We start from the raw sequence: 24,084 nt of genomic DNA, 5'->3' as shown, positions 1-24,084 counted from the left end.
TTACAGTTTTTCCAGCGCCGGACCGCGCAGCCCCACCAGCAGCGCGCGGCCGTCGCCCAGCACTCTGAATTCGCCGTATTTCGCTTTTTCGTAACGGCCTCCATCGCCTTCGCGGAAATACCAGGCGTCGGTCGCAATCCGGGTGCGGGGGCCGTCGGTCTTGATGAGGATCCGCATTTCATCACTGGCCAGCGGCGTGCCGTCGTCGCGCCGGGTAATGGTCAGCACGCCGCGCGCATCGACCTTGCCTACCACCAGCGTATCGCGCATCCGTCCCGCCCCTGGCGGGGCGCTCACATTGTCCGGTACGAGAAAGTTCAAGGTCATATAGTCGCCCTGCATCAGGGAGCGCGGATCGACCGGCGCCAGCTCGATGAACACTGGCTTGCCCTTGGCGATGAGGTCTTCCTTTTGCCAGATGGATGCATTGACCACGACCAGCACTGCCACTGCAGTCAGCGCGATGCCGGCCGAAGCGCGCAGCCGGTCACGGGCGCCGGCCTTCATCGTGTCCGTTTTTAGCTTGCCCCGTAGTGCAAACCATGCGCTGCCTCCCAGCATGATCCCGGTGCCAAGCATGATCATCGCCTTGCTTGCCAGGGGCATGCTGAGCTGATAGTAGAAGGCGCCAATGATCCACGCCGCTGCCAGGCCTGCGGCGCCGGCCACCGCCCAGCGCCCGCCGGTGACGCATATGGCCAGGATCAGGACGGTGGCGCCGAGCGAAGGCATGAAGAAGCTCAGTCCGACCGCGGCCAGCACCCCGGCGGCAGCCCATGGCTGCTTGAGCGTGGGCCAGGTGCGCGCGAGGTGAAGCGCGGCAGCCGCTGCGGCAAGCGCGGAGATGCCATTCCAGAGGACATCGCGCCCTGCGCGCGTGCCGAATCCGAATCCACCATCGTCTCCGGGCAGAATGGAACTGGCGAGGAAGGTGCTGCCCGAGAAGATTGCCAGGCCAGCGAGGATGGCAGTGACCCAGCCCGTGGCGGCGGCGTCGAGTGCGTAGGCGATGTCGAGACTGTTTTCGTCCGTCGCCAGGCGGGGCGTGATCAGCTGGCTGCAAATCCACAGCAGCAGCGCGACATGTAGGGCGAGGATGAACGAGAAGGTCTCATTGCGTCCATGGCCGGTGGTCATGGCCGCCAGCAGCATGCCGCATGCGGTGGCGCCCAGCAAAGTGCGCAGCCAGCGCTGCGGGACCATTGCCGCGACGGCGATTGCCAGCAGCGCCATGATGGAGAACAACACGCCATTGGAAACATCGTTGTCGAGGCCAAACGCCAGGGCGCCGCCGCCGGCAAGCAAGACCGGAATGGCGAGCTGTTCAAGGAACAGCGGCATATCTTTGCGGCGCAGTACAAAGACCGCCAGCGCCATGGCGGCCAGCCCGACGATGTACGGCCCGGAACCGCGCCGGAGGTAGTCATCGAACAGGAAGATGACTGCGGCCAGCAAAGGCAGCGCTGCCAGCCAGCCGCCTAGTGCGGTCAGTACGATGACCGGCCACGGCCGCTGCTGTTGCGTAGATGCGGCCGCGTCGGGCGGCAGAAGGCCCTGCGAAATGCCGGCCTGGATGAGGTGGTCGACGCTCATGGTGTGGCTCCCTCCTCTTCGTGGTCGCGCGACAGCTTCAGGATGGCCTTGACGGTCAGCGACAGGAGCACCGCAGCGGCGGCGCCGATCACGAGAAAGCCGAGCACGGGATCAGGCGAGCGCGTGTCGAGAACGGCATGCGCAATGGCCCCCACCAGCAGCCCATTGAGCGCCAGACCCAGCACGCTCAAGGCAAAGATGTCGACCGTGCCGGGGTGCGCGAAAACAAGCGCTGCCCCACCCAGCAAGGTCAGACCGAGCCAATATTGCGCTGCAATGTCCGATTGAAAGAGGGCGGCTGCGGCAGGGAGCGCAATCAGGAATGCTGTCAGGGTGATTGCGACGCGCAAGGACCATATGCCGGCACCGGTCCAGTGCCGCAGCCAGGGGCCGAGAGCAAAGCACAGCAGCAAGGAACCCGACCAGGCAGCGAAATGGACACCCAGATCCGACCCGCTAAGATTAAAGGCCCACCCAACATTGGCATTGACCCACAGCCCGATGGCAGTGAGCGCAATGAGCGCCCATGGTGCCCAGGTGGTATCGTGCCTGGTACTGATGCACAGCGGCAAACTCAGCACGGCCCATAGTGCAAACAGCTGCCAGGGATCGGCGCCAGTCTGATAGGTCTGGCCAAAGTAAGCGAACAGTGCGCCAATGCCAAGCATGGCAATCAGGCCCAGCGGGCGCCGCGCCTGCGGGCGCCAGATTGCACCTATGCACATTGTCACCACCAGCGCCTGCAGCAGGGCGAACTTGCCAAACCGGCTGAGCGACTCCCAATTTGCAGCGATCCAGAAAATGACACCCATGCCACCGAGCGCCGCGCCGAGGATGGCCGCTCCGGCCAGCACTCTGGGCTTTAACTCCGCAGGTTCCCGGGGCGAGGAGGCGATTGCTTGAAGGCGCGATTTTGCATCCGGAGAGAGTTTGTAGCGAGCAGCGAGCTCCGCCGCCGCGAGTCGAGCATTCATTTCGGCATCTTTCATAAAATGCAATGGGCAGAGTCTACCCACATTCCGCAAGAAAAACACTTGCCAAGCACAAAGCCGCTTTGCTATAGTTCGCCTCCCCGAACGAAACGTTAACGAAATCAAGTAGTTAGCAAGCTGTCAGGGAGTGTCGAAAACGACGCTGTAGTAAAAAAGGGAGTTGACGAGAATCGCAAAACGCTGCATAATCTCACCTCTCTGCTGCAACGAACACAACGCTTCGTAGCCTGCGGCAAGGCAGTACCGAATTGAGTTCTTTAAAAATTAACAGTCGATAAGTGTGGGCGTTTGATGAAGGTGCCAACAGAGCGCAAGCGATGTTGAATACTTAAATTATCAAATGTTCACAAGAAAGAAATATAGGCGCTACGAAAGTAGTGGCCTGTCAGTATTTTGAGTGAGCGAATTCGGACCAATGGGACGATTTCGGGCAGAAATGCCCGACAAACAGAGATTGAACTGAAGAGTTTGATCCTGGCTCAGATTGAACGCTGGCGGCATGCCTTACACATGCAAGTCGAACGGCAGCGCGGGGCAACCTGGCGGCGAGTGGCGAACGGGTGAGTAATATATCGGAACGTACCCTGGAGTGGGGGATAACGTAGCGAAAGTTACGCTAATACCGCATACGATCTAAGGATGAAAGTGGGGGATCGCAAGACCTCATGCTCCTGGAGCGGCCGATATCTGATTAGCTAGTTGGTGGGGTAAAGGCCTACCAAGGCATCGATCAGTAGCTGGTCTGAGAGGACGACCAGCCACACTGGAACTGAGACACGGTCCAGACTCCTACGGGAGGCAGCAGTGGGGAATTTTGGACAATGGGCGCAAGCCTGATCCAGCAATGCCGCGTGAGTGAAGAAGGCCTTCGGGTTGTAAAGCTCTTTTGTCAGGGAAGAAACGGTGAGGGCTAATATCCCTTGCTAATGACGGTACCTGAAGAATAAGCACCGGCTAACTACGTGCCAGCAGCCGCGGTAATACGTAGGGTGCAAGCGTTAATCGGAATTACTGGGCGTAAAGCGTGCGCAGGCGGTTTTGTAAGTCTGTCGTGAAATCCCCGGGCTCAACCTGGGAATTGCGATGGAGACTGCAAGGCTAGAATCTGGCAGAGGGGGGTAGAATTCCACGTGTAGCAGTGAAATGCGTAGAGATGTGGAGGAACACCGATGGCGAAGGCAGCCCCCTGGGTCAAGATTGACGCTCATGCACGAAAGCGTGGGGAGCAAACAGGATTAGATACCCTGGTAGTCCACGCCCTAAACGATGTCTACTAGTTGTCGGGTTTTAATTAACTTGGTAACGCAGCTAACGCGTGAAGTAGACCGCCTGGGGAGTACGGTCGCAAGATTAAAACTCAAAGGAATTGACGGGGACCCGCACAAGCGGTGGATGATGTGGATTAATTCGATGCAACGCGAAAAACCTTACCTACCCTTGACATGTACGGAAGCCACGAGAGATCGAGGCGTGCTCGAAAGAGAGCCGTAACACAGGTGCTGCATGGCTGTCGTCAGCTCGTGTCGTGAGATGTTGGGTTAAGTCCCGCAACGAGCGCAACCCTTGTCATTAGTTGCTACGAAAGAGCACTCTAATGAGACTGCCGGTGACAAACCGGAGGAAGGTGGGGATGACGTCAAGTCCTCATGGCCCTTATGGGTAGGGCTTCACACGTCATACAATGGTACATACAGAGGGCCGCCAACCCGCGAGGGGGAGCTAATCCCAGAAAGTGTATCGTAGTCCGGATTGTAGTCTGCAACTCGACTACATGAAGTTGGAATCGCTAGTAATCGCGGATCAGCATGTCGCGGTGAATACGTTCCCGGGTCTTGTACACACCGCCCGTCACACCATGGGAGCGGGTTTTACCAGAAGTAGGTAGCTTAACCGTAAGGAGGGCGCTTACCACGGTAGGATTCGTGACTGGGGTGAAGTCGTAACAAGGTAGCCGTATCGGAAGGTGCGGCTGGATCACCTCCTTTCTAGAGTTGCACACGCACAGTAATGTGTGGTCCCATTAGAGGGATGTTCATTAAGCGTCCACTCTTATCGACTGTTGAACAAGAAGAACAGCATTTGGGGCTGTAGCTCAGCTGGTTAGAGCACCGTGTTGATAACGCGGGGGTCGTTGGTTCGAGTCCAACCAGCCCTACCAGTTTCAAGTACCACCCACGGGGGGATTAGCTCAGCTGGGAGAGCACCTGCTTTGCAAGCAGGGGGTCGTCGGTTCGATCCCGTCATCCTCCACCAAATACCTGGTACCGCTAAGAAATCAAAGCTAAGCACTGATGCTTACCTTTGATCTTTTAGAGATCATTGCTGTTTTGTTCTTTAACAATCTGGAAGAAGTAAAGTTTTATGTCAATCCGTGAATAACGGTTTGGCAGGGTAGTAATCACAGTATCAACAAACAAAGCAACAACGCTGTACATTCTTATCTCTGTAACGTCTTTTCTGCTTAGTCGGCGGGAGAGGCTAACGTTATAGGGACAAGCGAATAAGTGCACATGGTGGATGCCTTGGCGATTACAGGCGATGAAGGACGTAGTAGCTTGCGATAAGCTGCGGGGAGTGAGCAAACACACTTTGATCCGCAGATTTCCGAATGGGGAAACCCGGCCTTTTAGGTCATTGCATACTGAATACATAGGTATGCAAAGCGAACGCGGCGAACTGAAACATCTAAGTAGCTGCAGGAAAATAAATCAACCGAGATTCCCAAAGTAGTGGCGAGCGAAATGGGATGAGCCTGCATGATTTAGCACGACGCATAGTAGAACGGATTGGAAACTCCGGCCATAGAGGGTGATAGCCCCTTATACGAAATGCGATGTGTGGAACTAAGTATGCGACAAGTAGGGCGGGACACGAGAAATCCTGTCTGAATATGGGGGGACCATCCTCCAAGGCTAAATACTCGTAATCGACCGATAGTGAACCAGTACCGTGAGGGAAAGGCGAAAAGAACCCCGGGAGGGGAGTGAAATAGATCCTGAAACCGTGTGCATACAAACAGTAGGAGCGGACTTGTTCCGTGACTGCGTACCTTTTGTATAATGGGTCAGCGACTTACATTCAGTGGCAAGGTTAACCATATAGGGAAGCCGTAGAGAAATCGAGTCCGAATAGGGCGACAGTCGCTGGGTGTAGACCCGAAACCAAGTGATCTACTCATGGCCAGGATGAAGGTGCGGTAACACGCCCTGGAGGTCCGAACCCACTAATGTTGAAAAATTAGGGGATGAGCTGTGGGTAGGGGTGAAAGGCTAAACAAACTTGGAAATAGCTGGTTCTCTCCGAAAACTATTTAGGTAGTGCCTCAAGTATCACCATCGGGGGTAGAGCACTGTTATGGCTAGGGGGTCATTGCGACTTACCAAACCATTGCAAACTCCGAATACCGATGAGTGCGAGCTTGGGAGACAGACGTCGGGTGCTAACGTCCGGCGTCAAGAGGGAAACAACCCAGACCGCCAGCTAAGGTCCCAAAGATTGGCTAAGTGGAAAACGAAGTGGGAAGGCTAAAACAGTCAGGATGTTGGCTTAGAAGCAGCCATCATTTAAAGAAAGCGTAATAGCTCACTGATCGAGTCGTCCTGCGCGGAAGATGTAACGGGGCTAAGCCAGTCACCGAAGCTGCGGATATCCGTAAGGATATGGTAGGAGAGCGTTCTGTAAGCCTGTGAAGGTGTCTTGTAAAGGATGCTGGAGGTATCAGAAGTGCGAATGCTGACATGAGTAGCGATAATGGGGGTGAAAAGCCCCCACGCCGTAAGCCCAAGGTTTCCTGTTCAACGTTCATCGGAGCAGGGTGAGTCGGCCCCTAAGGCGAGGCAGAGATGCGTAGCTGATGGGAAGCAGGTTAATATTCCTGCACCGTCGTATGATGCGATGGGGGGACGGATCGCGGAAGGTTGTCCAACTGTTGGAATAGTTGGTTTTTGGCTCATAGAAGGCGCTTAGGCAAATCCGGGCGCGGAATTCAAGGGGTTGAGACGAGGGTCCTTGTGACCCGAAGCAATCGGAAGTGGTTCCAAGAAAAGCCTCTAAGCTTCAGTCATACGAGACCGTACCGCAAACCGACACAGGTGGGCGAGATGAGTATTCTAAGGCGCTTGAGAGAACTCGGGAGAAGGAACTCGGCAAATTGGTACCGTAACTTCGGGAAAAGGTACGCCCCGGTAGCTTGGCTGATTTACTTCAGTAGGGCGAAAGGGTTGCAATAAACTGGTGGCTGCGACTGTTTAATAAAAACACAGCACTCTGCAAACACGAAAGTGGACGTATAGGGTGTGACGCCTGCCCGGTGCTGGAAGATTAAATGATGGGGTGCAAGCTCTTGATTGAAGTCCCAGTAAACGGCGGCCGTAACTATAACGGTCCTAAGGTAGCGAAATTCCTTGTCGGGTAAGTTCCGACCTGCACGAATGGCGTAACGATGGCCACACTGTCTCCTCCCGAGACTCAGCGAAGTTGAAATGTTTGTGATGATGCAATCTACCCGCGGCTAGACGGAAAGACCCCATGAACCTTTACTGTAGCTTTGCATTGGACTTTGAACCAATCTGTGTAGGATAGGTGGGAGGCTTTGAAGCGGGGACGCCAGTTCTCGTGGAGCCATCCTTGAAATACCACCCTGGTTTGTTTGAGGTTCTAACCTTGGTCCGTTATCCGGATCGGGGACAGTGCATGGTAGGCAGTTTGACTGGGGCGGTCTCCTCCTAAAGTGTAACGGAGGAGTTCGAAGGTACGCTAGATACGGTCGGACATCGTGTTGATAGTGCAATGGCATAAGCGTGCTTAACTGCGAGACTGACAAGTCGAGCAGGTACGAAAGTAGGACATAGTGATCCGGTGGTTCTGTATGGAAGGGCCATCGCTCAACGGATAAAAGGTACTCTGGGGATAACAGGCTGATTCCTCCCAAGAGTTCATATCGACGGGGGAGTTTGGCACCTCGATGTCGGCTCATCACATCCTGGGGCTGTAGCCGGTCCCAAGGGTATGGCTGTTCGCCATTTAAAGTGGTACGTGAGCTGGGTTTAAAACGTCGTGAGACAGTTTGGTCCCTATCTGCCGTGGGCGTTGGAAATTTGAAGGGGGCTGCTCCTAGTACGAGAGGACCGGAGTGGACAGACCTCTGGTGTACCGGTTGTCACGCCAGTGGCATTGCCGGGTAGCTAAGTCTGGAAGAGATAACCGCTGAAAGCATCTAAGCGGGAAACTTGCCTTAAGATGAGATTTCCCAGAGCCTTGAGCTCTTTAAAGGGTCGTTCGAGACCAGGACGTTGATAGGTCAGGTGTGGAAGTGCAGTAATGCATTAAGCTAACTGATACTAATTGCCCGTACGGCTTGTCCCTATAACCTTAGCAGGTGCAGAGATAAGAATGTCGCGTGTTGCCTTGTTGTTGATATCTCGAGCACTACCCCGTAGTTCATCACTACGAATACAAAACTTACTTCTTCCAGATTCAAGGTGCAGCTGCCCCGTTGTGGAGCTGTTACCTGTACAAGTTATGCCTGATGACCATAGTAAATCGGTACCACCCCTTCCCATCCCGAACAGGACCGTGAAACGATTTTACGCCGATGATAGTGCTGCAACCAGTGTGAAAGTAGGTTATCGTCAGGCTAGTTATAAGAGAAAAACCCCGGAGCAGAAATGCTTCGGGGTTTTTTTTCGTCTGCGTGCTTGGCACCTACAATGGCGTGGCAATGGGCGGTGCCCCCGGCAATTCCTTGATTTGTCCTTTGCTGATGCTTTCACCGTCTTCCGGCCGCAGCCGCCAGAACGTGAGCGAGGATAGCATGGTCAGTACCGACAAGGTCCAGAACGCGCGGTGCAATGCCGAGGTCACCATTGCCTGATCAGTCTGGGGCACGCTGCCGAGATACCATGCTGCCACCAGCGACCCTGCTGCCAGGCCAAAACTCATCGACAATTGCTGGAATGAGCTCGACATGGTACTGGCCATGCTGGAGTCGGCATCGCTGATGTCCGCGTAGGCAAGCGAGTTCATGCTGGAATACTGCATGGAATTGAAAAAGCCTTGCATCATCGAGATCAGCACAATCACAGCAAATGGCGTGTCGCGATCGACCAATCCATACAGGCCGATCGTGACGCCAATGCACACGGTGTTCACGATCAAAATGCGCCGGTAGCCAAACAGCCTGAGCAAGTGCTGCGATGCGAACTTCATGCCCATGGCGGCCAGGGCGGCGGGCATCATCAGCAAGCCCGATTGCCATGCCGGAAGGCCGATTCCCACCTGGTACAGCAGTGGCAGCAGGAAAGGCAGGCCGCCAATGCCCATGCGGGTGACAAAACCGCCGCCGACGGAAATCCTGAACGTCCGCACGCGAAACAGTGCCAGCCGCAGCAGCGGGAATGCGGCACGCCGGGCATGCAGTACATAGGCCAGCAAGAGACCGATAGCCATCGCAAACAAGAGGCCAATCACCGGGGTGGATAGTGTGTGCTCGCCGAAGACTTCCAGCAGCCACGACAGCATGGCCGTGCCTGAGCTGAACAGCAGCAGTCCCGGCACGTCGAGTGGCCGGTGCTTTTCCGCCTTGTAGTCCGGCATGTGCCGGTAGACCATGTACAGCGCGATCAGTCCCACCGGTACGTTGACGAAAAAGATCATGCGCCATGAAGTCCAGTGCACGATCAAGCCACCCAGCGTTGGTCCGATCAAGGGGCCGATCAAGGCGGGGATGATTACAAAGTTCATCGCGCCGAGCAGCTCGCCTTTGGAAAAGGTGCGGATGATCGTGAGCCTTCCCACGGGCATCATCATGGCGCCGCCGAGTCCCTGGAGCATCCGCGCCGCAATCAGCATTGGCGTATTCACAGCCATTCCACACAGCACCGATGCAATCGTGAACACGACAATCGCCGCCGCGAAGACCCGTTTGGTGCCGAAGCGGTCGGCCATCCAGCCGCTGATCGGTATGCCAACCGCCAGGCTCAGGATGTAGCTGCTGACAATGGACTTCAGGCTCAGGGGAGTCACGCCGAGGCTGGCAGCGATGCTGGGTATGGCCGTATTGACGATGGTGGTGTCGAGCTGCTCCATGAAGAGCGCGGCAGCGACCACCCAGGGCAAATAGGTCTTGACGGCGGAACTGGACAAAGGAGCTCACTTGAAGGCGGCCCGCCCTCGGGCACGGTCCCTCATTATGGTGAAGCCCCCTGTTTTCTCTGTACCGCAGACCACATAGCACGCAGACCGCGGCACGCGAAACCGGGTCAATCCCCTGTCGGCCCGACGCGCCACGCACAAAAGCCCTGCAGACGGCCGGGCGTGATCTCGCGGTTGCCTGATGCGCTCGCCTGATTGCTTCCTAGGCAGCTGTACTGCCATTTTCATTTCACATAATTGTGCTGGAAGGTGGAGCCCGGCGGCAAGGTCAACTGCGCAAGCCCAGGTAGGCAGGGATAGATCCACTCTTTTCGCTTTTTGATACCAAACGGTGTGCGCAGCACCACTACCATCGTTGTCAGGGTGTGGTGAGCTGATGCCACTCGAGCCCGAAGCGTGCCAGATACTTCTTGAGCCGGTCGGCGTCGTTTGGCTTGCTCCTCGCCTCGCGCGACACATTGAATAGTTTGCGGCCGGCGTCCGAGAGAGAGCGCGACTGACGGCAGACTTCAATGACCGTGGAGAGCTGGGCAGCGTCGAACAGGTCAAGCCTGCCCACGGCTTCTGCGCCAAGGATGGCTTCCAGGTCGACGGCTGGTTGCACCAGCGGCTGTTGATAGTGGCGCCAGAGGCGGCGCAGGCGCTCGGTTTCGCCGTCCACGATGGCATCGGTAATGCCGCCCGCTTCCGCCAGTGTCGCCATGCGCGTAACGGAAGCTGACAAATCGCGGAAATTGCCGGCCCATCGCGCCTGGGCCGATGTTGCGAAACGCATGTAGCGCTCGCGCGCCTCGCGATTAAAGCGAACCATTTGCCCGTGTTCCTCGGTGAAGCGGGCAAGCAGCCAGGCCAGGTTCGGTTCGATGTCTTCCGGCCGCTCAGCCAGTCCGGGCAGCGCATAGGTCCATAAATTGATACGGGCGAAGAGGTCTTCGCGAAAGCGTCCTGCCACCACGTCCTGCGCCAGATCGCGATTGGTGCCGGCGATGAGCTGGAAATCGCTTTGCGCTTCGTTGTCGCTGCCAACCGGGAGAAACCGCTTGTCCTCGATGGCCTTGAGCAGCATGGCCTGCTCATCCTCGCCCAGTTCTCCAATCTCGTCGAGGAACAGCAATCCCTTGTGTGCGGATCTGAGCAGGCCTGGTCGGTCGGTGGCAGCGCCCGTAAAGGCGCCTTTCACGTGGCCGAACAGAGTCGAGGCGGCGCCGTCGCCATGCAGCGTGGCGCAATTGAGTTCCACGAAGCGCCCGTCAAGCTGGTGGCGCGCTTTCTTCAGTTCATAGATGCGGCGGGCGAGGAAGGATTTGCCGGCGCCGGTGGGGCCCATCAGCAGCATGGGCGAGCGTGACTTGATGGCGACACGCTCGATCTCGTCGATCATGGTGTTAAAGCTCGCATTGCGCGTCTCGATACCGGACTTCAAGAAGTCGACACCTTCGGCTTGTTCGCGCGAGAAGCGCTGTGCGATCTGGTCGTAACGTGACAGGTCAAGGTCGATCAGGGCGTAGGTACCGGGATCGCGGTTGCCCTGCCGCTTTGCGGGGGAGGTCTGGACCAGACGGCCGGGGAGAAAGCGCGCCTCGGTCAGGAGGAACAGGCAAATCTGGACCACGTGGGTGCCCGTGGTGATGTGGATCCAGTAGTCTTCTTCATCCGGGTCGAAGCTGTACGACCTGGCGAAATCAAACAAGGCGCCATACACATCCTCCAGGTCCCATGGATCCTTGATGGGTATCGCATGCGGGCGCACGGTGGTCTCTGGCGAGACCGCGCCAATATCCTCGACAAGCTGGGCCAGCAGCGCTTCCTGAGGCCCGTTGTAGAGCAGCTCAAAGCGGTTGATGACCACGTCCTGGTGCTGGGTGAGTGCCACGCTGGGCCGCCATTTTTCCCAACGGGCCGGCCCCTTGCCACTGTCGAGTTGTGTGCCAAGGAAACCAATGACGACGTGCCGCTTCTTTTTCATGGATAACAATTTATATGACAGGATAAAACAGCATTGTATTCGCTGGGGTGCAGAGCCGACTCAATTTTTTTGATAACGATTGAAATCAAGCACTTAGCCGCCCGTCCGCTACCTGGCACGGCGCTTGCAATGGTACGGATACCAAAACGATAAATGAGGAACAAAAAAAATGAAAAACGATAATTACGATGTCATGAACGTTGCAGATGGCCGCCACGTCAAAATGTGGACCCAGGGCGTGCCGGTTGAAGAGTCGGCCAAGGCGCAACTCGCTAACACGGCCAAAATGCCATTTATCTACAAGCACATCGCCGTGATGCCCGACGTGCACCTGGGTAAGGGATCAACCATCGGCAGCGTGGTGCCGACGCTGGGGGCCGTGATTCCGGCTGCCGTTGGCGTGGACATCGGTTGCGGGATGATGGCTGCCAAGACGACGCTGCGCGCTGAAGATCTGCCGGACAGTCTGGGCAAGCTGCGCAGCGCCATCGAACGCGCCATTCCGCACGGGATGTCGCCGAAAACCCGTGGCTTTCGTGGGCGCGATGAGGGTTCGTGGCAAAACCCGCCATCGGCGGTGGATGCGGCCTGGGCGCAGCTCAAGGATGAATTTGACGCCATCTGCCTCAAGACGCCCAAGCTGAAGAACACCAATAACTATCGTCACCTGGGGACCCTCGGGGGCGGTAACCACTTCGTGGAAGTGTGCCTGGACGAGCAGGGCGCTGTATGGTTCATGCTGCACTCCGGTTCGCGCGGCGTGGGGAACGCCATCGGCACCTATTTTATCGAGCTGGCCAAGCAGGATATGCGCCGCCATTTCATCAACCTGCCCGACCAGGACTTGGCATACCTGTCGGAAGGGACGCAGCACTACAACGATTACGTGGAAGCGGTCAGCTGGGCGCAGCGCTTTGCGCGTACCAACCGTGAAGTGATGATGCAGAACCTGATCGCGGCGGTGCGCACCGTGATCACCAAGCCCTTCGACACGCACGTGGAAGCTGTGAACTGCCACCACAATTATGTGCAGAAGGAGCACCACTTCGGCAATGATGTCCTGGTGACGCGCAAAGGCGCGGTATCGGCGCGGCCGGGTGAGCTGGGGATTATTCCGGGGTCCATGGGTGCGAAAAGCTTTATCGTGCGCGGCAAGGGTAATCCGGACAGCTTCAATAGCTGCAGCCATGGCGCCGGGCGTACCATGAGCCGCACCGAGGCCAAGCGCCGCTTTACGCTGGCAGACCAGGTCAAGGCGACCGAGGGCGTGGAGTGCCGCAAGGATGCAAACGTGATTGACGAAATTCCGATGGCGTACAAGGATATCGACGCGGTCATGCATGCCCAGCGCGACCTGGTGGAAGTAGTGCATACCCTCAAGCAGGTGGTGTGTGTAAAAGGGTAGGCGCGACCGCACTACAACAATAAAGAAGAAAAACATGATGATTGAACTTGATGGCGCTACCGGCGAAGGTGGCGGCCAGATTTTAAGAACGTCGCTGACCCTGGCCATGATTACGGGTCAGCCTTTTCGCATGACGAATATCCGTGCCAACCGCCCCAAGCCGGGCCTGATGCGCCAGCATCTGGTTGCGGTGCAGGGGGCTGCCCAGGTGAGCAATGCGGTGGTAAGTGGTGCAGAACTGGGCTCGACGGCGCTGACGTTTTCTCCGCGCGGTATCAAGGCGGGCGAATACCAGTTTGCCATCGGCACGGCCGGCAGCTGCACGCTGGTGCTGCAGACCGTGGTACTGGCGCTGTTGTATGCGGACGGGCCGTCCACGGTCCGGATCAGCGGCGGGACGCATAACGGCATGGCGCCGCCGGCGCACTTCCTCACGCGCGCCTATGTGCCGTTGTTGAACAAAATGGGCGCGTCGGTGGATATTGAGCTGGTGCGCGCCGGTTTCTATCCTGCCGGTGGCGGCATCATGCAGGCCCGCATAAGGCCGTGCGCGGCATTGCGACAGTTATCGCTCCTGGAGCCCGGCGCGCGGGTCGCAGGTTTTGCCGAGGCTATTTTTGCAGGCATTCCCATGGATGTCGCAGCGCGGGAATTGCAGGTAATCGGCAAAGGCATGGGGTGGAACGAGTCGCAGCTACTGATACGCGGCCTGCCTGGTGAGCAGGGGCCGGGTAATGCGCTCATGATCACGCTTGAATCGGAGAACGTGACGGAAGTATTCACCGCGCTCGGTGAAAAGATGGTGCGTGCCGAAACTGTCGCAAAAAATGTCATGGATGAAGCGCGGCGCTATATCGCGTCCGGCGCCGCCGTTGGTGAGCATCTCGCAGACCAGCTCATGCTGCCCATGGCCCTGGCAGGAGGCGGAGAGTTCAGTGCAGACACCGTGTCACAGCATGCCATTACTAACGCAGAGGTCATCGCCCGATTTCTACCCGTGGCGATCACCTTTGATGTGGATCGGCAGGCCGGCCGCAGTGATCGCCATCTGGTCAAAGTGTGTCCCCGATAAATATTTTGGGAAACCCTTGCGGACGGTGCGAGGGCTTTGCTATAGTTCGCCTCCCCAATGAAAACGTTAACGAAATCAAGTAGTTAACAGCCAGTTGGGGAGTGTCGAAAACGACGCTGTAGTAAAAAAGGGAGTTGACGAGAATCGCGAAACGCTGCATAATCTCACCTCTCTGCTGCAACGAACACAACGCTTCGTAGCCTGCAGCAAGGCAGTACCGAATACGAGTTCTTTAAAAATTAACAGTCGATAAGTGTGGGCGTTTGATGAAGGTGCCAACAGAGCGAAAGCGCTGTTGAATACTTAAATTATCAAATGTTCACAAGAAAGAAATATAGGCGCTACGAAAGTAGTGGCCTGTCAGTATTTTGAGTGAGCGAATTCGGACCAAAGGGACGAATTCGGGCAGAAATGCCCGACAAACAGAGATTGAACTGAAGAGTTTGATCCTGGCTCAGATTGAACGCTGGCGGCATGCCTTACACATGCAAGTCGAACGGCAGCGCGGGGCAACCTGGCGGCGAGTGGCGAACGGGTGAGTAATATATCGGAACGTACCCTGGAGTGGGGGATAACGTAGCGAAAGTTACGCTAATACCGCATACGATCTAAGGATGAAAGTGGGGGATCGCAAGACCTCATGCTCCTGGAGCGGCCGATATCTGATTAGCTAGTTGGTGGGGTAAAGGCCTACCAAGGCATCGATCAGTAGCTGGTCTGAGAGGACGACCAGCCACACTGGAACTGAGACACGGTCCAGACTCCTACGGGAGGCAGCAGTGGGGAATTTTGGACAATGGGCGCAAGCCTGATCCAGCAATGCCGCGTGAGTGAAGAAGGCCTTCGGGTTGTAAAGCTCTTTTGTCAGGGAAGAAACGGTGAGGGCTAATATCTCTTGCTAATGACGGTACCTGAAGAATAAGCACCGGCTAACTACGTGCCAGCAGCCGCGGTAATACGTAGGGTGCAAGCGTTAATCGGAATTACTGGGCGTAAAGCGTGCGCAGGCGGTTTTGTAAGTCTGTCGTGAAATCCCCGGGCTCAACCTGGGAATTGCGATGGAGACTGCAAGGCTAGAATCTGGCAGAGGGGGGTAGAATTCCACGTGTAGCAGTGAAATGCGTAGAGATGTGGAGGAACACCGATGGCGAAGGCAGCCCCCTGGGTCAAGATTGACGCTCATGCACGAAAGCGTGGGGAGCAAACAGGATTAGATACCCTGGTAGTCCACGCCCTAAACGATGTCTACTAGTTGTCGGGTTTTAATTAACTTGGTAACGCAGCTAACGCGTGAAGTAGACCGCCTGGGGAGTACGGTCGCAAGATTAAAACTCAAAGGAATTGACGGGGACCCGCACAAGCGGTGGATGATGTGGATTAATTCGATGCAACGCGAAAAACCTTACCTACCCTTGACATGTACGGAAGCCTTGAGAGATCGAGGTGTGCTCGAAAGAGAGCCGTAACACAGGTGCTGCATGGCTGTCGTCAGCTCGTGTCGTGAGATGTTGGGTTAAGTCCCGCAACGAGCGCAACCCTTGTCATTAGTTGCTACGAAAGAGCACTCTAATGAGACTGCCGGTGACAAACCGGAGGAAGGTGGGGATGACGTCAAGTCCTCATGGCCCTTATGGGTAGGGCTTCACACGTCATACAATGGTACATACAGAGGGCCGCCAACCCGCGAGGGGGAGCTAATCCCAGAAAGTGTATCGTAGTCCGGATTGTAGTCTGCAACTCGACTACATGAAGTTGGAATCGCTAGTAATCGCGGATCAGCATGTCGCGGTGAATACGTTCCCGGGTCTTGTACACACCGCCCGTCACACCATGGGAGCGGGTTTTACCAGAAGTAGGTAGCTTAACCGTAAGGAGGGCGCTTACCACGGTAGGATTCGTGACTGGGGTGAAGTCGTAACAAGGTAGCCGTATCGGAAGGTGCGGCTGGATCACCTCCTTTCTAGAGTTGCACACGCACAGTAATGTGTGGTCCCATTAGAGGGATATTCATTAAGCGTCCACTCTTATCGACTGTTGAAATTAGAAGAAACAGTAGCAGTGTCCAAGTCGGGGCTGTAGCTCAGCTGGTTAGAGCACCGTGTTGATAACGCGGGGGTCGTTGGTTCGAGTCCAACCAGCCCTACCAACGCGGTCGTTAGATCCTTGGGGGATTAGCTCAGCTGGGAGAGCACCTGCTTTGCAAGCAGGGGGTCGTCGGTTCGATCCCGTCATCCTCCACCATCACTCTACTATCTCCTGAAAGTCCAAATGTAAGCCTGTGTGGTTTAGGTTTGATCTTTTAGAGATCATTGCTGTTTCGTTCTTTAACAATCTGGAAGAAGTAAAGTTTTATGTCAATCCGTGAAAACGGTTTGGCAGGGTAGTAATCACAGTATCAACAAACAAAGCAACAACGCTGTACATTCTTATCTCTGTAACGTCTTTTCTGCTTAGTCGGCGGGAGAGGCTAACGTTATAGGGACAAGCGAATAAGTGCACATGGTGGATGCCTTGGCGATTACAGGCGATGAAGGACGTAGTAGCTTGCGATAAGCTGCGGGGAGTGAGCAAACACACTTTGATCCGCAGATTTCCGAATGGGGAAACCCGGCCTTTTAGGTCATTGCATACTGAATACATAGGTATGCAAAGCGAACGCGGCGAACTGAAACATCTAAGTAGCTGCAGGAAAATAAATCAACCGAGATTCCCAAAGTAGTGGCGAGCGAAATGGGAAGAGCCTGCATGATTTAGCATGACGCATAGTAGAACGGATTGGAAACTCCGGCCATAGAGGGTGATAGCCCCTTATACGAAATGCGATGTGTGGAACTAAGTATGCGACAAGTAGGGCGGGACACGAGAAATCCTGTCTGAATATGGGGGGACCATCCTCCAAGGCTAAATACTCGTAATCGACCGATAGTGAACCAGTACCGTGAGGGAAAGGCGAAAAGAACCCCGGGAGGGGAGTGAAATAGATCCTGAAACCGTGTGCATACAAACAGTAGGAGCGGACTTGTTCCGTGACTGCGTACCTTTTGTATAATGGGTCAGCGACTTACATTCAGTGGCAAGGTTAACCATATAGGGAAGCCGTAGAGAAATCGAGTCCGAATAGGGCGACAGTCGCTGGGTGTAGACCCGAAACCAAGTGATCTACTCATGGCCAGGATGAAGGTGCGGTAACACGCCCTGGAGGTCCGAACCCACTAATGTTGAAAAATTAGGGGATGAGCTGTGGGTAGGGGTGAAAGGCTAAACAAACTTGGAAATAGCTGGTTCTCTCCGAAAACTATTTAGGTAGTGCCTCAAGTATCACCATCGGGGGTAGAGCACTGTTATGGCTAGGGGGTCATTGCGACTTACCAAACCATTGCAAACTCCGAATACCGATGAGTGCGAGCTTGGGAGACAGACGTCGGGTGCTAACGTCCGGCGTCAAGAGGGAAACAACCCAGACCGCCAGCTAAGGTCCCAAAGATTGGCTAAGTGGAAAACGAAGTGGGAAGGCTAAAACAGTCAGGATGTTGGCTTAGAAGCAGCCATCATTTAAAGAAAGCGTAATAGCTCACTGATCGAGTCGTCCTGCGCGGAAGATGTAACGGGGCTAAGCCAGTCACCGAAGCTGCGGATATCCGTAAGGATATGGTAGGAGAGCGTTCTGTAAGCCTGTGAAGGTGTCTTGTAAAGGATGCTGGAGGTATCAGAAGTGCGAATGCTGACATGAGTAGCGATAATGGGGGTGAAAAGCCCCCACGCCGTAAGCCCAAGGTTTCCTGTTCAACGTTCATCGGAGCAGGGTGAGTCGGCCCCTAAGGCGAGGCAGAGATGCGTAGCTGATGGGAAGCAGGTTAATATTCCTGCACCGTCGTATGATGCGATGGGGGGACGGATCGCGGAAGGTTGTCCAACTGTTGGAATAGTTGGTTTTTGGCTCATAGAAGGCGCTTAGGCAAATCCGGGCGCGGAATTCAAGGGGTTGAGACGAGGGTCCTTGTGACCCGAAGCAATCGGAAGTGGTTCCAAGAAAAGCCTCTAAGCTTCAGTCATACGAGACCGTACCGCAAACCGACACAGGTGGGCGAGATGAGTATTCTAAGGCGCTTGAGAGAACTCGGGAGAAGGAACTCGGCAAATTGGTACCGTAACTTCGGGAAAAGGTACGCCCCGGTAGCTTGGCTGATTTACTTCAGTAGGGCGAAAGGGTTGCAATAAACTGGTGGCTGCGACTGTTTAATAAAAACACAGCACTCTGCAAACACGAAAGTGGACGTATAGGGTGTGACGCCTGCCCGGTGCTGGAAGATTAAATGATGGGGTGCAAGCTCTTGATTGAAGTCCCAGTAAACGGCGGCCGTAACTATAACGGTCCTAAGGTAGCGAAATTCCTTGTCGGGTAAGTTCCGACCTGCACGAATGGCGTAACGATGGCCACACTGTCTCCTCCCGAGACTCAGCGAAGTTGAAATGTTTGTGATGATGCAATCTACCCGCGGCTAGACGGAAAGACCCCATGAACCTTTACTGTAGCTTTGCATTGGACTTTGAACCAATCTGTGTAGGATAGGTGGGAGGCTTTGAAGCGGGGACGCCAGTTCTCGTGGAGCCATCCTTGAAATACCACCCTGGTTTGTTTGAGGTTCTAACCTTGGTCCGTTATCCGGATCGGGGACAGTGCATGGTAGGCAGTTTGACTGGGGCGGTCTCCTCCTAAAGTGTAACGGAGGAGTTCGAAGGTACGCTAGATACGGTCGGACATCGTGTTGATAGTGCAATGGCATAAGCGTGCTTAACTGCGAGACTGACAAGTCGAGCAGGTACGAAAGTAGGACATAGTGATCCGGTGGTTCTGTATGGAAGGGCCATCGCTCAACGGATAAAAGGTACTCTGGGGATAACAGGCTGATTCCTCCCAAGAGTTCATATCGACGGGGGAGTTTGGCACCTCGATGTCGGCTCATCACATCCTGGGGCTGTAGCCGGTCCCAAGGGTATGGCTGTTCGCCATTTAAAGTGGTACGTGAGCTGGGTTTAAAACGTCGTGAGACAGTTTGGTCCCTATCTGCCGTGGGCGTTGGAAATTTGAAGGGGGCTGCTCCTAGTACGAGAGGACCGGAGTGGACAGACCTCTGGTGTACCGGTTGTCACGCCAGTGGCATTGCCGGGTAGCTAAGTCTGGAAGAGATAACCGCTGAAAGCATCTAAGCGGGAAACTTGCCTTAAGATGAGATTTCCCAGAGCCTTGAGCTCTTTAAAGGGTCGTTCGAGACCAGGACGTTGATAGGTCAGGTGTGGAAGTGCAGTAATGCATTAAGCTAACTGATACTAATTGCCCGTACGGCTTGTCCCTATAACCTTAGCAGGTGCAGAGATAAGAATTGCGCGTGTTGCCTTGTTGTTGATATCTCGAGCACTACCCCGTAGTTCATTACTACGAATACAAAAACTTACTTCTTCCAGATTCAAGGTGCAGCTGCCCCGTCGTGGAGCTGTTACCTGTACAAGTTATGCCTGATGACCATAGTAAATCGGTACCACCCCTTCCCATCCCGAACAGGACCGTGAAACGATTTTACGCCGATGATAGTGCTGCAACCAGTGTGAAAGTAGGTTATCGTCAGGCTAGTTATAAGAGAAAAACCCCGGAGCAGAGATGCTTCGGGGTTTTTTTTCGCCCCGAGATTTAGCCGCTCTGCTGCCGGCTTTGACTCCTCTTGCTTTCCCCTCGCTGCATGAGGCCGGTTTCATGGCCGCAACGCCTTGCCAGCGCATTTCTGCGTCGCTCCCGGCGGAATCATTCTGTTTCTACATGTTAACACCCGAATGTGTTGTTCTACCTCGGTGTATTTCCATTATTCAACGACTCCGTACGTTAGCGAACCCTTTGTTGCGTTGCAACAGTCCATAGTGGGTTCCGAGCAGTACACATTGATGCGTTGAATAACGCGAAGGAAACAAAATGAACATCTTGAAGAGTACCCGAACACTCATTTGCGCGGGAGGCATGTTGCTGACCTCGTTCCTGACCGCCTGCGGCGGCGGCAGTGACGCCGGCCGCGACCCTATCCTGGGCATTCCGGCCGCCGCGCTCGTGAGTGTTGCGGTGACTCCGGCGACGGCGAGCGTGAACATCGGCGCTAGCCAACAATTCACCGCCACAGCGAACTATGCCGATGGCTCATCGCGTAATGTGACCGCCGTGTCAGCATGGTCGTCCGCCTCGCCTGCGATCGCCACTGTCGGCTCTGCTACCGGCAACGCCACGGGTGTGGCTGCCGGAAGTGCCGCCATCAGCGCAACCTTCGACAGCAAGTCCGGCTCGGGCACGCTGACCGTTGTCGCGCCGCCCCCTGTCACCTTGTCCAGTATTGCTGTCACCCCGCCGACCGCCACGATTACAGTTGGCGCAACACAGCAATACAGCGCTACCGCAACGTATTCCAACGGCGCGACTGCGGTAATCACCGACGCCGTGATCTGGTCGTCGTCCGCGGTGACTGTCGGAACAATTGCGCAATCTGGCATCGCTACCGGCCTGGCGGCCGGTCAGACCACGGTAAGCGCAACCTCGGGCGCAACCACGGGCACGGCGTTGCTGAACGTTACGGCACCAGTCATTGTGACGCCGCCGCCTGGCGAGCCACTGCCGCCGCCAGTCACGCCGCTGCCACCAGTCACGCCGCTGCCACCTCCCGTGACGCCTACCGTGCTTCTTGACCTCGGCCGCGCAACCAATTTCGCCGTCCTGGCCGGCACCTCGCTGACCAACAATTCCGGCGGCACCACCTTGATCGCCGGCGATGTCGGTTCCCCGTCCCAGACCGTTGATCCAGTCCAGACCCCTGGCTTCACGAACTACAAGTCCGGTGCCATCCTGGACGGCGCACTGGCAGACCTGCAGGTTGCCATTACTGATGCCAATAGCCGCACTTGCACCGTCAACTCGGCCTCCGGCGTTGACCTCGGCGGCCAGGTCTTCACGCCCGGCGTGTACTGCTATGCCGGCGCCATCAGCATTACAGGCACATTCACCATGAATGGCCCTGGCTTGTACATCTTCCGTACTGCCTCGACCTTGAACACGACAGCCAACTCGATCGTCGCCCTGACCGGGGGGGCAACTGCGGAGAACGCTTTCTGGGTGCCGGTAGGTCCAAGTACCCTCGGCGCCAACAGCGTCTTCAAGGGTTCGATCCTTGGCCAGTCCGCCGCCATCACCGTGGGCGACAACACCACACTGCTGACCGGCCGGGTGCTCAGCGCCGCAGCCGTCACGCTGCGCAATAACCAGATCGCCAAATAAGCACCCACTCCAGAAAGCAGATCATGAAATTAGCTCAACAATTCGGCGCCCTGAGCGTCATCGGCTGTGCGATGCTCGCCAGCCAGCCTGTGAAAGCAGCAGAACCGTTCGTCAATCCCGACTGGGCCAACCACGCCTGGTACGCCGGCGCCGGCATCGGTGCCACCCGTGCCACCATCGACCAGGCCAGCATCGAAAGTGCCTTGCGCGCCAATGGCTCGGCCATTGTCTCGTTTGCCGGGGATGAAAAAGATAGCCCAGCCTACAAGGTATTCATCGGCAAACAGCTCAACCGTTACCTGGCACTGGAAGCCGGCTATTATGACTTGGGCCGGTTCAGCTATGACGCTGTTACCAGCGATGGCCGCCTGGGCGCGAAAGCCGCGTTCAGTGGGGTAAATCTCGACCTGGTCGGCCAGCTGCCTCTGTCGGAACGCCTGTCCATCATCGGCCGCGTCGGCGCTGCCTACACCCGCGCCCGGACGGACTTCAGCGGCAACCGCCTTAACGCCGTAACTGCTCCGCACGCAAAGCAGAGCAAGGTCGGCCCAAAGCTCGGCCTGGGTATGGAATATAAATTCAGCGAAGCGCTGGCCTTACGTGGCGAGTACGAACGCTACCGGGTGAACGATGCGGTGGGTAATCGCGGCGATGTCGACATGGCCAGCGTGGGCCTGGTCTGGAAGTTTGGCCGTCCGGCCGCCGCGCCGCTGGCCTATACGCCTCCCCCTGTGGAGCCGGTGGCGCCTGTCGTCGTGGTACAAACCCAGCCGCCGGTCGCGCCCCAGCCTGTGTCGGAAAAAGTGTCATTCGCCGCGGAAGCGCTGTTTGACTTCGACAAGTCCATCGTCAAGCCGGCCGGCAAAGCCGCGCTCGATGAGCTGCTTATGAAGCTGCAGGGCATGAACACGGAAGTCATGGTGACCGTGGGCCATACTGATTCCATCGGTTCCGACGCTTACAACCAGAAGCTGTCGCAGCGCCGCGCCGAGGCAGTGAAGGCTTACATTGTGACCAAAGGCATTGATTCGTCGCGTGTCTACACCGAAGGCAAGGGCGAAAGCCAGGCCGTGGCGGATAACACGACAGAAGAAGGCCGGGCCCGCAATCGCCGTGTGACAGTGGAAGTGGTCGGCACCCGCACCAGATAATTCACGCCAGACCTGAAACAAACCGCCGGGGGGCAGTGTGCCCCGCCGGCGGTTTTTTTTCGCCGGTGATCGCCAACCGGCAGCGCCGGTCAGTATGCCCGGCTGATGTTCATCCGCTGCGTGTGCGTCCAGCGATGATCGGACGCGTACACGGCCGAGCTGTACGTGCGCCAGGTCTGTCCCTCGCCCGGCCAGGGATTCATGATCTGGATGTAGTTCACACCGTTATAGGTCTGATAGCCGCGTCCCACCATGATGTGGCCGCCGCCGTTGGTCCAGCCATAGCGAATGACGAACGGGCGGTTGGCATTGATGTCGTAGACCACGCTGGACCACGACGATGCAGTAGCATAGGCAGTATTCGGCACACCCCACGCATACAGGATGTTTTGCACGCTGCCATTGCTGCCGTACATATTGTTCGGCTGATTGGCGTAACTGTTCCAGTAAAAGTTGCTGTTGCCGCAGGCGTAGTTCAGGCCGAACGCCCAGTTCACGATCTGGCATTGGCTGGGATTCTTGCCGTAAAAGTTCAAGATCGCCTTGCTCGAGGCCGACCAGCACCACTGGCTGTGCTCTTGCGTGACGAGCGGAATGCTCAAGGATTTCCACTGCGCGAGCGCCGCCGGCAGCGCCAACAACAAGCCGGCGCCGACAATCATTTTCCTGACATTGATTTTCATAGTCTTTCCTTATCTCTGCGACGCTTACAGCGGCGCTGCCATGGTCTGTTTCACGACTGCGCGCAGTGGTTGCATCAGTTCGGTTTCATCCAGCAGTCTGCTGCTTGGCTGGCCCAGCATGGCCGCCGGCAGCGGGAGCGATGCGCGCGCCGAGTGCAGCGGCGCGAAACGGCCGCGGCCATCCTCACTGTCCACTTCCAGGAAGTCCGAGCGGGCCTGGTATATGCGCAGCAGGCGCAGGTTCGACTTGTCGGCGTTACCGTGCTGCCGGCTTGCCAGGTCCAGGTCTTTGGCCAGTACTGCGGCGCCATAGGCGACGGTTTCGTAGCGGCCCTTTATTTTCTCGACAGTGGCCAGCCCGACCGCGCGATCGCGCACAGTGATCACAAAGCGAAATTGATTGACCGGTTTGGCCATAGCCCGCATCGTGCCGCGGCCGGCCAGCAGGTCGGCAGGGTCAACCGTGTGGACGGCAAAGCCATAGCTGACCTTCGCCTGCTTCAGTTCCTGCACGTCCTTCACTTGCAGCGGAAAGCCGTCTGGCAGGCCGCCTTTCTGATTGAGCTGGAAGGCAGCAAATTGCGTGAAGTCGCGTTGTGCAGCGGCCAGCGCCTCGGCTGCGGCGTGCTTGTCCGCCTGCTTCGCCGCCCCGGTTGGCTGGGCCGCACTGCCGGGCACGGCGCAGCTGAGCGCCGCGCCGCCCAGCAAGACTGCGAGCAGGGTACGGCGCATGGATAAGATTGATGGCATGGATGAAGTCTCCT

Annotated in this window: 10 protein-coding genes, 4 tRNA genes and 6 rRNA genes; 14 read left to right on the top strand and 6 right to left on the bottom strand. The window is 56.4% G+C overall.

What is annotated here, in order from left to right; translation table 11 throughout:
- Entirely contained in the window at nucleotides 1–1,593 is a 1,593-nt protein-coding gene (locus KY495_RS05240) for a GDYXXLXY domain-containing protein (protein WP_219882679.1), read from the bottom strand.
- Entirely contained in the window at nucleotides 1,590–2,567 is a 978-nt protein-coding gene (locus KY495_RS05235; RefSeq protein WP_219882678.1) for a DUF2157 domain-containing protein, read from the bottom strand. Before KY495_RS05235 ends, KY495_RS05240 begins: the two co-directional genes overlap by 4 nt.
- Nucleotides 2,568–3,041: 474 nt before the next feature.
- Here KY495_RS05235 and KY495_RS05230 point away from each other — a divergent pair.
- The 5 genes from KY495_RS05230 to rrf (KY495_RS05210) all read left to right on the top strand — a co-directional run bounded on the left by KY495_RS05230 (nucleotide 3,042) and on the right by rrf (KY495_RS05210) (nucleotide 8,221).
- Nucleotides 3,042–4,570 (top strand): 16S ribosomal RNA (locus tag KY495_RS05230).
- 96 nt (nucleotides 4,571–4,666) lie between these two features.
- Nucleotides 4,667–4,743: transfer RNA gene (locus KY495_RS05225), tRNA-Ile, on the top strand.
- 19 nt (nucleotides 4,744–4,762) lie between these two features.
- A tRNA-Ala gene (locus KY495_RS05220) sits at nucleotides 4,763–4,838 on the top strand.
- 237 nt (nucleotides 4,839–5,075) lie between these two features.
- Nucleotides 5,076–7,949 (top strand): 23S ribosomal RNA (locus KY495_RS05215).
- Between the two features lie 159 nt (nucleotides 7,950–8,108).
- Nucleotides 8,109–8,221 (top strand): 5S ribosomal RNA (gene rrf, locus KY495_RS05210).
- The 16S, 23S and 5S rRNA genes sit together here with 2 tRNA genes alongside, the layout of an rRNA operon.
- Nucleotides 8,222–8,288: 67 nt before the next feature.
- Here rrf (KY495_RS05210) and KY495_RS05205 read toward each other — a convergent pair.
- The gene (locus KY495_RS05205) at nucleotides 8,289–9,728 is read right to left on the bottom strand and encodes a DHA2 family efflux MFS transporter permease subunit (RefSeq protein ID WP_219882677.1); all 1,440 of its coding nucleotides are present in this window, start codon (nucleotides 9,726–9,728) and stop codon (nucleotides 8,289–8,291) included.
- A gap of 367 nt (nucleotides 9,729–10,095) precedes the next feature.
- Nucleotides 10,096–11,703 carry an RNA repair transcriptional activator RtcR gene (gene rtcR, locus KY495_RS05200; protein WP_219882676.1) on the bottom strand — a complete coding sequence of 536 codons (1,608 nt, stop codon included), beginning with the start codon at nucleotides 11,701–11,703 and terminating at the stop codon, nucleotides 10,096–10,098.
- A 169-nt stretch (nucleotides 11,704–11,872) separates the two neighbouring features.
- Here rtcR and KY495_RS05195 point away from each other — a divergent pair, with 169 nt between their 5' ends.
- The 9 genes from KY495_RS05195 to KY495_RS05155 all read left to right on the top strand — a co-directional run bounded on the left by KY495_RS05195 (nucleotide 11,873) and on the right by KY495_RS05155 (nucleotide 22,637).
- Nucleotides 11,873–13,108 (top strand): RtcB family protein, encoded by a 1,236-nt coding sequence (locus KY495_RS05195; protein WP_219882675.1) that lies wholly within the window; start codon nucleotides 11,873–11,875, stop codon nucleotides 13,106–13,108.
- A gap of 37 nt (nucleotides 13,109–13,145) precedes the next feature.
- Entirely contained in the window at nucleotides 13,146–14,180 is a 1,035-nt protein-coding gene (gene rtcA, locus KY495_RS05190; RefSeq protein ID WP_219884104.1) for an RNA 3'-terminal phosphate cyclase, read from the top strand.
- A 431-nt stretch (nucleotides 14,181–14,611) separates the two neighbouring features.
- Nucleotides 14,612–16,140, top strand: a 16S ribosomal RNA gene (locus tag KY495_RS05185).
- A gap of 109 nt (nucleotides 16,141–16,249) precedes the next feature.
- Nucleotides 16,250–16,326: transfer RNA gene (locus tag KY495_RS05180), tRNA-Ile, on the top strand.
- A 19-nt stretch (nucleotides 16,327–16,345) separates the two neighbouring features.
- Nucleotides 16,346–16,421: transfer RNA gene (locus tag KY495_RS05175), tRNA-Ala, on the top strand.
- Between the two features lie 238 nt (nucleotides 16,422–16,659).
- Nucleotides 16,660–19,533 (top strand): 23S ribosomal RNA (locus tag KY495_RS05170).
- A 160-nt stretch (nucleotides 19,534–19,693) separates the two neighbouring features.
- Nucleotides 19,694–19,806: ribosomal RNA gene (rrf, locus tag KY495_RS05165) — 5S ribosomal RNA — on the top strand.
- Nucleotides 19,807–20,142: 336 nt separating this feature from the next.
- The gene (locus KY495_RS05160) at nucleotides 20,143–21,486 is read left to right on the top strand and encodes an ice-binding family protein (protein WP_219882674.1); all 1,344 of its coding nucleotides are present in this window, start codon (nucleotides 20,143–20,145) and stop codon (nucleotides 21,484–21,486) included.
- 23 nt (nucleotides 21,487–21,509) lie between these two features.
- Nucleotides 21,510–22,637: an OmpA family protein gene (locus KY495_RS05155; protein ID WP_229518501.1), complete on the top strand. Its 1,128-nt coding sequence runs from the start codon at nucleotides 21,510–21,512 to the stop codon at nucleotides 22,635–22,637.
- Between the two features lie 89 nt (nucleotides 22,638–22,726).
- Here KY495_RS05155 and KY495_RS05150 read toward each other — a convergent pair whose 3' ends face one another.
- Both KY495_RS05150 and KY495_RS05145 read right to left on the bottom strand, forming a co-directional pair.
- The gene (locus KY495_RS05150) at nucleotides 22,727–23,320 is read right to left on the bottom strand and encodes a C39 family peptidase (protein ID WP_219882673.1); all 594 of its coding nucleotides are present in this window, start codon (nucleotides 23,318–23,320) and stop codon (nucleotides 22,727–22,729) included.
- Between the two features lie 24 nt (nucleotides 23,321–23,344).
- Nucleotides 23,345–24,070: a hypothetical protein gene (locus KY495_RS05145; RefSeq protein ID WP_229518500.1), complete on the bottom strand. Its 726-nt coding sequence runs from the start codon at nucleotides 24,068–24,070 to the stop codon at nucleotides 23,345–23,347.
- Nucleotides 24,071–24,084: the final 14 nt, after the last annotated feature.

This window comes from Massilia sp. PAMC28688 (assembly GCF_019443445.1).
Taxonomy (GTDB): Bacteria; Pseudomonadota; Gammaproteobacteria; order Burkholderiales; family Burkholderiaceae_D; genus Telluria_A.
Note: the sequence above shows the minus strand (reverse complement) of the source record. Positions and strands in the feature narration are given on the sequence as shown.

What these genes read in the sequence shown, in the direction of transcription:
- KY495_RS05150 (WP_219882673.1), bottom strand. Translation starts at nt 23,320, where the DNA reads ATGAAAATCAATGTCAGGAAAATGATTGTCGGCGCCGGCTTGTTGTTG.
- rtcR (WP_219882676.1), bottom strand. Translation starts at nt 11,703, where the DNA reads ATGAAAAAGAAGCGGCACGTCGTCATTGGTTTCCTTGGCACACAACTC.
- rtcA (WP_219884104.1), top strand. Translation starts at nt 13,146, where the DNA reads ATGATTGAACTTGATGGCGCTACCGGCGAAGGTGGCGGCCAGATTTTA.
- KY495_RS05195 (WP_219882675.1), top strand. Translation starts at nt 11,873, where the DNA reads ATGAAAAACGATAATTACGATGTCATGAACGTTGCAGATGGCCGCCAC.
- KY495_RS05155 (WP_229518501.1), top strand. Translation starts at nt 21,510, where the DNA reads ATGAAATTAGCTCAACAATTCGGCGCCCTGAGCGTCATCGGCTGTGCG.
- KY495_RS05240 (WP_219882679.1), bottom strand. Translation starts at nt 1,593, where the DNA reads ATGAGCGTCGACCACCTCATCCAGGCCGGCATTTCGCAGGGCCTTCTG.
- KY495_RS05160 (WP_219882674.1), top strand. Translation starts at nt 20,143, where the DNA reads ATGAACATCTTGAAGAGTACCCGAACACTCATTTGCGCGGGAGGCATG.
- KY495_RS05235 (WP_219882678.1), bottom strand. Translation starts at nt 2,567, where the DNA reads ATGAATGCTCGACTCGCGGCGGCGGAGCTCGCTGCTCGCTACAAACTC.
- KY495_RS05145 (WP_229518500.1), bottom strand. Translation starts at nt 24,070, where the DNA reads ATGCCATCAATCTTATCCATGCGCCGTACCCTGCTCGCAGTCTTGCTG.